We start from the raw sequence: 12,631 nt of genomic DNA on the forward strand, positions 1-12,631 counted from the left end.
TAATTTAAATTTTTAAATAATAAATATAACTTATCATATATTTTTAAGTTATATAAGAAAGTGAATACAAAATATTTCATATAAATAATTATCTATTTTTTATTAGAAAGCCCTAATAATGGTCTTTTTAAACATAAATAAATTAAAATGATATCTTAATAAATTATAAACATACATATAATTTATTAATTGATTAATTCTATTAAAGTTCCATTTTATGGGCTTTGAAAAAAGATGTGAAAAAAAGATGTGAAAAACTTTCAAAAGATCTATTTTTCTTTAATTTTATAATTTTACACTATGATTTATAAGTAAAATTCTTAATAATAATTAAGATATAATCATCACTGATATTACTATGCAAAAATCTAAAATAAAGAGATTAAAATAATTATCATATGAAAAAATCAATTCTAACAATATTTATTTTCACAAACCTTTTAAATTCAACAAATTTAAGAAATTATAATCAATCAGATATTAATCAACTAGAAAAAACATATCAACTTGCAAAATTATACTCTTCAAAAAAGACAAAAAAATATAATATAAAAAAGGCATATAATCTTTTAGTAGATAATGTAAATAAAAATCATGCAAAATCACAATTATTAATTGGAAGATTTTTTTTAGTAGGTGCTGCTGTTGATGTGGACTATGAAAAAGCCTTATATTATTTTAAAGAAGCTTCAAAACAAAGAGAATATGATGCAAACTGTTATATAGCTTATATGTATGCAAGTGGAAAAGGTGTTTTCCCTAATTTTGGAAGAGCACATATTTTTGCACAAAAGGAGTATAAGAAAGGTAATAAACTTTGTAAAAAAGTTTGGAAAGATTATAATTTAGAGAAATATCCAAAAGATAAAGGTTGGAATATTGGAAATTATAATAAGCCTATAGAATAAGGCCTATTATTTATTTATTAACTTACAATTTTCAATAAGTACATTATCAAGGTTATTGAATACACCTCTTGTTGAAGATTCAATATTTATAGATAAGTTAGCTAAAATACTATTATCTTCTCTATTAGCATTTGCATCAATATAATTTTGTACACTTTTATGCACTTTTTCATGTTCTAACTTTAATTCATTCCAAGCTAAAGTATTTACAAATATTTTAGAATTATCTTCGCAAGAATCAATCCACTTACCTAAGTTACAAGAATGACAATCTTCAACATTCCAAGATTCAAAAGTATCTAATTTTTTAAAGTTATTATCTTTAAAATTAATATGATCATTTTTATACTTAGCAATATCATTAATTAATTCAACATCACAAACTTGTTTCAATATCTTATCATCGATATTAGCACTTTTAGTAATTTCTAATAACCTTTTTGATAAATCTTTTACTTTAAAAGATAAGCTATCAATAGAAGATGCAGTTTGTGCATTTTCTTGAGTTACATTATCTAAATCATTAATAGCTGCATTAATTTGTATTATTCCTGTTTCTTGTTCTTTACTTGATAAGGAAACATCATCTATTATTTTTTTAGTTTCAATAATTTTTTCACTTAATTTAGTATAACCATCTATCATTTTTGAAGATATTTCTTTACCTTGTTTAGATTTACTACTTGCATCTTCAACTAGTTTTTTAATATCTTTAGCAGCTTCTGCTGATCTATTTGCAAGATTTCTTACTTCTGCAGCAACAACAGAGAATCCTTTTCCTGCTTCACCTGCAGTTGCAGCTTCAACTGCTGCATTCAATGAAAGAATATTTGTTTGAAAAGCTATTTGATCAATTACTTCAATTGCATCATTAATAGCTGATACTTTATCATTAATCTCTTCCATAGAAGAAGATGTTAATGAAGCTAATTCTTTTCCTGTATTAGATGAATTATTTAACTCATCAGATAAGGAAGTCATTACAACAATATTCTCATTATTAGATTTAATTGTAGCTGTGATTTCTTCAAGCGAAGCTGCAGTTTCCTCTATTGAAGATGCTTGATTTGTTGAAGAATTTGATAGTTTTCTAGAACCATCTGATAAAATATTTGTAGATGTTGATAATTCATTACCAGAATTTGAAATCATAGCTACTAATTGTGAAATATTTGAACCTAAAAGTATAGTTGAAGTAACAAGTGATCCCATATCTCCACCCATTTCATTTACATCTTTTTCAACTAATGAATATTTATAATCACCACTAGCATAGGCATCAAGTAATTCATTTATCATATCAAATTTAGTTTTTACATCAATTAGCATATCATTAATATTATTTCTTAATACTTCTACTTCTTGTGTTGCTGCATGAGATTTTATAGTATAACAGAAAAAACCATTTCTAACTTTTTTAATAACATCATCAATTTCTGCAACAACAATTTTATCTTGTTCCATTAACTTAGAAGTTCTCTCAATTTGTTTATTAATATCCTCTGACATTTGTCCAAATTCATCTTTGGTTTTTATGTTCATTAAAGTAATAGTCTTTTTTTCTCTCAATGTATATTTAAAGAAATCAGATAAACCATTTTTGAAAGTATCTAATGAAGATGTTATATTTCTAGTAATATATGTTGCCATTGCAAATACAATTAATAATGCAATTATTGTAAAAACAAGTGTTGTTATAAAAGTTGTATATAATGATGATTCTAATTCACTTACATTATCTAATAATTCATTAGATAAATAATCATCAACTTTTTTTAATAAATTAATTTTTTTTGTAATTTGAGAGAACCAATACGTAGCATCATCACCAAATAAATTAATACTTAATCTATATAATGCAACCATTGCTGGTCTATCATTTACTTGTATTGTTTTATCTAAACTTCTAATATCCATATTTGAAGATAGACCTTTTTCAATAATAGCTAAATTATTATGATACGTAGTAAAAGTTTTTTCAATAATATCTACTAATCTTAATTCTTCTTCTTTTAAATCAGGTGTACTTTTATACTTATTTAATAGCTTAATTAATTCAACATATTGTTCTTTTACACTATTTTTATATATATCTTCACCTCTAATAAGAAAGTTTTTGAAATTATGAATTATTCCACCATAGCCAATATACTCAGCAATTGATGCAATTATTTTTTGTTTAAGAATAGCACCTTGTAAAGTTTTTCTAATTCGATTAACTTCATCAACTTCTTTTCCTTTTACAGTGTTTTCATAATATTTAATAGAATTAGCTGAAGCATAATACTTAAAAGAATCCATATATGAATTTTGTTCAGAAATTAATTTATCAAGTTTTTCTCTCATTCCTTTAGCAAAAGAATCTCTACTTAATGTATTTGTTCCAATTGCTCTTTCAATTCCTGCTCTTTCTTTTGAAAGTAAGAAATTTGAATAAGCAGTAATTTCTTGAGATAAGCGAGCATTATCAGTTAATTTTGAAATAAGTACAACATCTTCTAATAATAAAGAATTAATATTTGTATAATATAAAATTGCATTAGATACTTTTATCTTACTATTATCTACTTTTTTTCTAATAATATTAATATTTTCTAATTTTTTTTGTATAAGTTCAATATTTTGATTTAATGATTCTGAGGGAAAAAAATTCTTCATATTATTTTTTTCATTTAAAAATTGTTTTATTTTGGAATTAGTATCTTTTCTTTGAGTAAGTAAGTCATTTGTAAAATTTTTACCTCCACTACCAATAAAACCAGCAGTATAACCTCTTTCTTTTTGCGTTTCATGTAATAATTCTGAAATTGTTTTTATAAAACGAATCCCTATTTCTATCTTATCTGCTTCTTTTATCTCTTTATAAATAGAAATATTTTGAGTAATTGAAAAAATTAACAGTCCCAATAATGGTAAAGAAATAAGTAATAATAACTTCTTCTTAATTGCCAAATTATTAATAAAATTCATGTTTATCCTTATATTTAGAAAAGTATTCTATATACATTATATTTTAAAAATAATTCTTTCTTGATAAAACTATAAATAAATTCTAAACTTTTAAAAAACTTAAAAAAAGATATTGATAAATATTATTTATAACTTATATCATCTAATAAATATTCTATTTTATTATCAATTAAATATTTTGTAAAAAATTCAAAGTTACGATCAAGTTCATTTTTATCATAACTTGCAAGTGAAATTACAACATTTCTTTTATTATCAATAATTTTAGGTAATGATGATAAATCTATATTTTTAGGGATTTTCAACATTATATCAATCAAATCATTTTCACTACAAGAAGCAGTTAATGTAACTCTATATTTTGCTTTTGATTTTAAATAATATTTATCTAACGCTTCAATAACCATTGATTGACTCATAGAAGGAAATCCTGGTGTGAAGAAAAATCTATCTTCTAAATAAAATCCTGGTACATTATTTACAACATTTTTTAATAGCTTTGCATTTATTGGTAGATACGCCATATTAATTCTGTGAGGATATGCTTCTTCTTTAAATTCATTTATAATCAATTCTTTTGCAACTTCATTAAATTCCATTTGATTATTTGTAAAAGCTTTTGCAGCAGATACTCTTGTATAATCATCAGGGGTAGAACCAATACCACCAAAACAAAACATTACAGAGTTTTCATCAGCTTTAATAAGATTAAAAATATTATGCATAAGTGTAGTATCATCTTCTATAACAAAAGAGGCTTTATGTTCCCATCCACGTTTAAGAAGTTCATTGTTTAGAAAAGAAAAATGGGCATCATTACGACGCCCATTTAATAATTCAGTTCCAATAATAACACTGTAAAAATTTATTTTTTTATCATTCATTATTATCTTTCCTTTGTGGAGTTTAATTAATTAAATTTTAGATTGAATAAATGCATCCATTTCTGCAACAATTGCTTCAATTGTACCTTCACCAGAAATTTGTTTTAAAAGATTTTTTTCTGTATAAAATGCTTGAATATCAGCTAAAGGATCTGTAAATAATTTCATTCTATTTAAGAATACTTCTTCATTATCATCAGCTCTAACAACTTCCGCATCAGCTGCACGTCCTAATACTCTTTGGAATGCAGTTTCTCTTGATACTGCAACTTCAATAACACTTACTAAAGTAACTTCAGGTTCTGTTTCTAAGTATTTATCAAGTTCAGTCATTTGCTCACCTGATCTTGGGTATCCATCAATTACAACAACATCAGTAGGTGCATTTTTAATTGCTCCAACAATTGTTTCAATTACGATTTCAATTGGAACTAAGTTTCCTTTAGAAACATAAGAATCTATTAAAGCTCCTCTTTCACTTCCACTAGCAACTTCTGCTCTAAACATATCTCCTGTTGAATAGTGTGTAATTGTATTGTGATTAGCAGCAATTAATTCAGCATCAGTAGTTTTTCCTGAACCTGGTGCTCCAATAATTAAGAATAGTTTTTTCATTTATATTTTCCTTAGTGTGTATTTAAGTCTGTTTTTTAAATTGCCGTATTTTATCAAAAAAGACCTTTTATATCTGTTTGATTAAAGTAACAAATATTTATTATTAAGTCTTATTTAATATTTAAACAATTAACCTTGCATTCCTGAACTACTCATTTTTCTTGCTCTTGCAACATTATGATTTGTTCTTGGAACAACAATTTCTTTTTGTTTTTCTTTTTTTCTTGGGTCTTTTTCAACAAAGATTTTTTTCTTTGTAAATGGATCTAATTCTGTATAATACATAACAGCTGAATATGTTCCAGGTGTTGGAATAAATACTTGAGCTTGTTCTGGATTCATTTTAAGCTCATGCGTTGTAAATTGTTTTAAGTCATGCATATGTTTATCTTCACAACCAGGATGTGCAGCAATCAGATAATATGTTAAGAACTGTTTTTTACCTGATTCTTTATTCAAAGTGTCATACATTTTTTTAAAGTCAATTAATGTTTGTTTTCCTGGTTTTCCCATATGATGTAAAACTTCATCACTTGTATGCTCTGGTGCAACTTTCATTTGTCCAGAAATATGGTGGTCAACCATTTCTTTTAAATAATCATAACCATGCTTTTTATCAGCTGTAATTAAATCATATCGTACACCTGAAGCTACAAATGCTTTTTTAATTCCTGGAATTTGTCTAATATCTTTTAATAATTTTATATTTCGTGAATGATCAACTTTCATTGTTCTACATAATCTATGTGCATCAACACATCTTTTATTTTCAACACAAGTTCCAAGTTTTTCTTTTTTCTTACATTCGTAACCATACATATTAGCAGTAGGTCCTCCAACATCAGAAATAATTCCTTTGAAGTCTTTAATAGTCGTAAAATGTTTAGCTTCTTTTAAAATATTTTCTTCACTTCTAGTTCTAATCGTACGTCCTTGATGAGCAGCAATTGCACAGAAGTTACACTCTCCCCAACAACCATGATGAGTCATAATTGAGAATTTAATAGTTTCTAAACATTTAACTTTTCCATGTTTCCCATCAAAAGGATGGACATCTCTTTGATAAGGATATGAAGCAATTTTATCCATATGTTTTTCATCCATATGATCACTTGGTGGATTTTGTATTAAGTATCTAGAATCAACACCTTGACATAAACCTTTTGAATACACAGGATCGTTATTATCATAAAAAGTTTTAAATAAATCAATATACTTTTCTTTTTCATCTAAACACTCTTGATGTGTAGGTATTTGAATATATTCTTCAACTGGCTCTTTTGAAATATAACAAAGACCATTAATATGTTTAGGGTCTCCACCATTTCTTAAAGTATTTCCTAAATCAATAATGGCTTGCTCACCCATACCATAAATCATATAATCAGCTTTAGTATCAAATAAAATTGGTTTTCTTAATTTATTAGACCAATAATCATAATGAGTAAGTCTTCGTAAAGAAGCTTCAATTCCACCTAATACAATTGGAACAGTATTTTTAAAATATCTTCTAATCATATTAGTATAAACCATAGTTGCACGGTCTGGTCTTCTCTCATTTTTCCCACCAGGAGTATAATCATCCGAGTTTCTAAACTTTTTAGTAGCAGTGTAATTTGAAACCATTGAATCAATACTTCCCCCACTAACTCCCCAGAAAAGTTTTGGTTCACCCATTCTTTTTATATCAACATCAGAATTAACATCTGGTTGTCCTATAATTCCTACACGAAGACCTATGTCTTCAAGTATCCTTCCAACAACAGCGATTCCCATAAAAGGTGAATCAATATATGCATCCCCTGTAATTAGGACAACATCTAGTTCATCCCAACCACGTTCTTTCATTTCTTCTTTAGTTGTTGGTAAAAATTTATTTGGTTTATTATTAGCGCTCATAATTTCTTCTTTATAATAGTTTGTATTTTTTTGTATTGTGCCCTAATATGTGTTAACCCCTCATATAATCAAAAGCTTTTACTTAGATTATCGTCAATCTTCTTAATATTTAAAATCATTGCAACTTGCGATTCTTCGTATTCATTTATTTCAACTAAACTTTCAACCAATGTTCCAGTACCTAAAAAATGACTCTGTATATACTGTATAGAACTTTCTTCTACTAAAGAAACATGTTCTAAAGAAGAGACTAATATACCAATACAATGTTCAATATTTTCTTTATCATATTCAAGTAAAATTATATTTGATAAACTTTCATCTGTAATATTTTCATTAATGAATTCTCTAATATCTAAAACAGAGATTAACTTTTCTTTATATACAACCATTCCTTTGAAATGATTTTTTTTATCCATTTCAATTGATTCTTCTAATTCTTCAATAGGAATAGACTCCACTACATTTTTTGCTTCTACTGCTAAGAATTTATTTCCAATATAAAAAGTAGCTAATTCTAGACTTTTACTTGTATATGTATCTTTAACATTATTTAACAATCTATTTTTAGGTAAATTATCATTTATATTGTCATTTATTTTACCAATTTTAATAAATACAAAAGACAATATATCATTTTTGTAATCATCAATTGCACTTTTATATTCTCTATAACCATTTGAGCACTTTACTCCTACAGCATAATAATAATTATTAAATTCAATGATTTTACTAATGTTATCTGCATTTTTAATTTTAAAGAAATCATTATCAATATCTAGCATTGTATTATTAGGGAAATTATTATTAGTTGAAGAAATAATCATTTTTTCTTTATTCGTGAATATTGCAAAAGTACCATTATTATCTTTATCATCATTATTCTTTGGAATAGTATCATCTAACATTTCACGAAATTGAGGACTTGAATCAAAAACAATTGCTATTCCACCATTAATAATATTATTATTCTTTGGTGATCTTATTGCTGCAGTGTAAATATAAGTTGGTTCATTATTATACAAAGGTGTTTTTTCAAACTTTGATACACAATATTTAGAAGTGTCTCGTAGGGTAAGTGTTTTAGAAATCCATTCTTGTGTTAATATTTTTCCTACAAAGTGTTCATATTTATTATTTGAAACAGCAATAACTTTTCCATTTAAATCGAAAATTAAAAGATTTTCATAAACAGTATATAACTCATTAATATATTTAAGAATTAAAGTTATTTCATTTTGTTTACTAAATATAGTACTTTCATCTTCTAATGCCTCTTTAAAATATGAAGTAAGTGCCCACCATCTACAATCATTTGCTCGTTCATATAAGTTTCTATCCATTATATCAATTGCTAAAGAAGATAAAAATTCACTATTCTTTAAAATTGAATTCATTATTGTTTGATTTAAATTTGATAAAGAAGAGTTTGCTTTATTACCTGAAATACCAATTTCATTTAATAAAGATTTAGAAAATTCTCTATTTGATGAATTTAATTTACTTTGAGCAATATTTCCATTCCAAATTACTCTTTGCAGATTCTCCTGAATTGTTTTACTTTTATCAAATACCTCACTTAATTGTTTGGAAATATGTTGTTCATTATTTATCATTGAATCAATTATATTTTCATTTACGCTACTAGTATTTGAAAAATCACTTAAAAAAGCATATTCTAAAGGTATCATAATATGACCATACCATTTTAAACCATTAAATCCTTGATAACCTGTAGTTTGACAAGTTTTCGCAATATAATCTCGACCTGCATATGAAATTATTTTATATTTTTCATTTATAATTATTGGTAATTTTGTTTCAAGTGGAATATGATCTTTATCACTAGAAGCAATAACAAAACCTTCTTCATCTAAAATAGTAATACACTCTTTATTTGAAGCATCAACTAAATTATCAAAAATACCTTTCATTTCATCAGTAAATCTAAAACATAAACATAATACACCAATGTTATCATTAGAATTATTTGTTTTTTTAACTTTATATGAATAAACTAATGATTTCTTATATTGAGGGATAAATTCATGATAATCATATGTTTCAATATATTCATCACTAGTATTTAAAACTTTTTGAATAAATTTATTATCCATTTTTTCAACTTTATTATTCTCATCCAATCTGGCTATAATATTTCCTTTTGTATTACATAATACAATATCGAAATAAACAGAATATTTAGAAACATACTCTTTAAACCTATTTTGAATAAGCCCTCTTAATTTTAAACTATTATCATCATATTTTGAAATATATTCATTTATATATAATCTAATATCATCGTCAGTTGATAAAAAACCTATATCAGCAGTACGTTCAAATAAATTTCGTATAAGAACATCAATAGAAACTTGGGCCTTAAAACTCATCTCGTTTCTAACTTTTTTAATTTGTTCTTCACTTAAATGATTTAATAAGGTAGATGTTAAGTTTAAAAAATTTTCTTTAGTTTTACCAATATCAATATTAATATCACCTAATTTACCCAAAAGTGCAAGAATATCCCATGATGAACTTAATTGTCCTAATTCTTCTCTATATTTATCTATATCTTCTATATATTTAATTATTGGATATAAATTTCTTTTGACATTTATACCTTTATAATTTATTACATCCATAATTTAACCTCAAATAAATTGATTTTTATGTTTAATTATATATTCTATTAAAAGTATTTTCTTTAATCAGCTGTATATAATATACACAAATTATATAAATAATAAACAGTCTATTTTATCATTATTAATTAAGTTATTTTATTTTATCATAGGAAATGATCAGTAAGAGTTTTAATATTGACGAATATAGATTCAATAAAAATATCATGTTTTTTAATTTTAATTGCCAAATTAGAAGCTATTGAATTAGCCATTATTATATTATCATTTTGAGGAATTAATATAAGGTTAATTTGATTAGTTTTTGCAAAGTTATTTAATTCTTTAATATCTTTACTTTTTTGTATTTTCTTTTCTTTTTTATATAAATTTATTTTAAATCTTTTTGCATAATAATCAAAATATTCATCATATACAAAAATATTATAATTCTCACTTTTTTCTAAAACTTTTCTAGTTTTTAAATAGACTTCATCTAATTTATTTAAAAAAAGATTATAATTTTCTTTATATTTCTTTTCATTAAAAGTATCAATATTTAATAATGAAACATAAATATTTTTAGCCACTTTTCTTAATAAAATTGGATCTAACCAAATATAAGGATTTTGTTTTCCATTATATTCTATTTTATTTATCCCTTTAGACATATCATTTATAATTAAATTAGGATTTGATTTTAATAAAATTTTTCCGTACTTTTTCTCTATATTTAATCCAAAATTAAAATAAATTTTTGTATTTGATAATCTTGATATTTCTTTTTTATTAAGATCTTTTATTTTTGAAGAGTATAAGTTTGTGATTTCTTTTATTCTAATATGTTGTTGTCCAATTTGTTTTACAATAAAAGATTCAAAAGGAAGTGTAGTCGTAACTTCAATTTTGGAGAAAAGTAAAACAGGAAGTAATAAGAATAAAAGCTTATACATTATTACTTCCTTTAAATACTATGACTGTTGTTCTGTTTTTCTAACTCTTAGGCTTAACTCTTTTAACTGTTCTGCATCAACGGGTGATGGAGCACCTGTTAATAAACATTGAGCTTTTTGAGTTTTAGGGAATGCGATAACATCTCTAATTGAATCAGTACCTGAAAGTAACATAATCATTCTATCAAGACCCATTGCAAAACCACCATGGCTTGGAGCTCCATATTGAAGTGCATCAAGTAAGAAACCAAATTTTTCTTTTGCTTCTTCATCTGAAATTCCCATAAGTTCAAATACTTTTGATTGAATTTCTTCTTTATGAATTCTTATACTTCCCCCACCTAATTCCATACCATTTAAAACAATATCATATGCAATTGATTCAATAGCTTCTAAATCACTTGTATCTTCTAATGATTTAGGCATTGTAAATGGATGATGAAGTGCTTTAGTTTTACCATCTTCAACTTCAAACATTGGGAAATCAACAACCCATAAGAATTCATAAGCATCTGCTGGAATAATATCCATTTGCTCTGCTAGGAAAATTCTAAATCTACCCATATAATCCCATACAGTTTTTTTATCACCTGCTCCAAAGAATACAACATCTCCAACTTCTAATTCAGTTGTTTTAACAATTTCTTCTAAATCAGATTCTGAGAAGAATTTTGTAAGAGGACCTTTAAGACCATCTTCTTTCATTTGGAAGTAACCTAAACCTTTAGCTCCAAATTTTCTAACATAATCTTCAAAACCTTTCATTTGTCTTTTAGAGAATAAATTATCTCCATTTGGACATTTAAGTGCTTTGATTCTGTTGTTCTTTTTATCTTTTGCAATATCTGCAAAAATTTCATTCGTAGAGTTTGCAAAAATATCAACAACATCTACTAATGGCATATCAAATCTAATATCAGGTTTATCTGAACCATATTTTTCCATTGCATCTGCATATCTCATTCTTGGGAAAGTTTTTGGAACTTTTTTACCACATTTTGTAAATACATCATAAATTAATTTTTCAGCAACTTTAATTACATCATCTTGAGTACAAAAAGACATTTCAACATCAATTTGAGTAAATTCAGGTTGTCTATCAGCTCTTAAATCTTCATCTCTGAAACATCTAGCTATTTGGAAATATTTATCAAATCCTGATACCATTAATAATTGTTTAAATAATTGAGGTGATTGAGGAAGTGCATAGAACTCTCCTGGATGTACTCTTGAAGGTACTAAGTAATCTCTAGCACCTTCTGGAGTTGATTTAGTTAAGATTGGAGTTTCAACATCTAAGAAACCTAATTCATCTAAAGTATTTCTAACTTGAATAGCAGCTTTTGATCTTAATTGGAAAATTTCAAAAGATTTTTTTGATCTTAATTCTAAAAATCTATTTCTTAACTTAATCTCATCATTAACTTTTTCATCATTTAAATCAAAAGGCATAGGTTTTGATTTATTTTCTATTATTAATTCACTTAAAACAATTTCAATTTTACCAGTTACTAAGTTAGGATTTTCTAATCCCTCACCTCTAGCTCTTACAGTTCCTGTTGCTATTAATACAAATTCATCTCTTACTGTTTCTGAAATTGGTAATACTGATGGGTCAGCTACTAATTGAACTAATCCACCTTTATCTCTTAAATCAATAAATATAATTCCACCGTGATCTCGTCTACTGTTTACCCAACCAGCAACAGTTACTTGCTCGCCAATGTTTTTTTCTGTTACTTCTGTACAATAATGTGTTCTCAATTCAAACTCCATAA

At 25.4% G+C, this 12,631-nt stretch carries 8 protein-coding genes; 1 reads left to right on the top strand and 7 read right to left on the bottom strand.

Going from position 1 to position 12,631, the window contains the following annotated elements; genetic code table 11:
- Positions 1 to 398: 398 nt before the first annotated feature.
- Positions 399 to 908 carry a tetratricopeptide repeat protein gene (locus D9T19_RS04700; protein WP_121627048.1) on the top strand — a complete coding sequence of 170 codons (510 nt, stop codon included), beginning with the start codon at positions 399 to 401 and terminating at the stop codon, positions 906 to 908.
- Between the two features lie 6 nt (positions 909 to 914).
- On the opposite strand, the gene D9T19_RS04705 is transcribed toward D9T19_RS04700, so the two are convergent.
- The 7 genes from D9T19_RS04705 to aspS form a co-directional block, all read right to left on the bottom strand.
- Positions 915 to 3,878: a methyl-accepting chemotaxis protein gene (locus D9T19_RS04705; RefSeq protein ID WP_121627049.1), complete on the bottom strand. Its 2,964-nt coding sequence runs from the start codon at positions 3,876 to 3,878 to the stop codon at positions 915 to 917.
- A gap of 122 nt (positions 3,879 to 4,000) precedes the next feature.
- Positions 4,001 to 4,762 carry a competence/damage-inducible protein A gene (locus D9T19_RS04710; protein ID WP_121627050.1) on the bottom strand — a complete coding sequence of 254 codons (762 nt, stop codon included), beginning with the start codon at positions 4,760 to 4,762 and terminating at the stop codon, positions 4,001 to 4,003.
- Between the two features lie 30 nt (positions 4,763 to 4,792).
- A complete protein-coding gene (locus D9T19_RS04715; protein ID WP_121627051.1) occupies positions 4,793 to 5,377 on the bottom strand; it encodes an adenylate kinase in 585 nt (194 codons plus the stop codon).
- A gap of 129 nt (positions 5,378 to 5,506) precedes the next feature.
- Entirely contained in the window at positions 5,507 to 7,276 is a 1,770-nt protein-coding gene (locus tag D9T19_RS04720; protein WP_121627052.1) for a YgiQ family radical SAM protein, read from the bottom strand.
- Positions 7,277 to 7,344: 68 nt separating this feature from the next.
- Positions 7,345 to 9,921 carry a chemotaxis protein CheW gene (locus tag D9T19_RS04725; protein ID WP_121627053.1) on the bottom strand — a complete coding sequence of 859 codons (2,577 nt, stop codon included), beginning with the start codon at positions 9,919 to 9,921 and terminating at the stop codon, positions 7,345 to 7,347.
- Between the two features lie 146 nt (positions 9,922 to 10,067).
- Positions 10,068 to 10,853: a metal ABC transporter substrate-binding protein gene (locus D9T19_RS04730; protein WP_121627054.1), complete on the bottom strand. Its 786-nt coding sequence runs from the start codon at positions 10,851 to 10,853 to the stop codon at positions 10,068 to 10,070.
- Between the two features lie 18 nt (positions 10,854 to 10,871).
- On the bottom strand, positions 10,872 to 12,617 hold the full coding sequence (gene aspS, locus D9T19_RS04735; RefSeq protein ID WP_121627055.1) for an aspartate--tRNA ligase: 1,746 nt from the start codon (positions 12,615 to 12,617) through the stop codon (positions 10,872 to 10,874).
- Positions 12,618 to 12,631: the final 14 nt, after the last annotated feature.

This window comes from Poseidonibacter antarcticus (genome assembly GCF_003667345.1).
In the GTDB taxonomy this organism is placed as follows: domain Bacteria; phylum Campylobacterota; class Campylobacteria; order Campylobacterales; family Arcobacteraceae; genus Poseidonibacter; species Poseidonibacter antarcticus.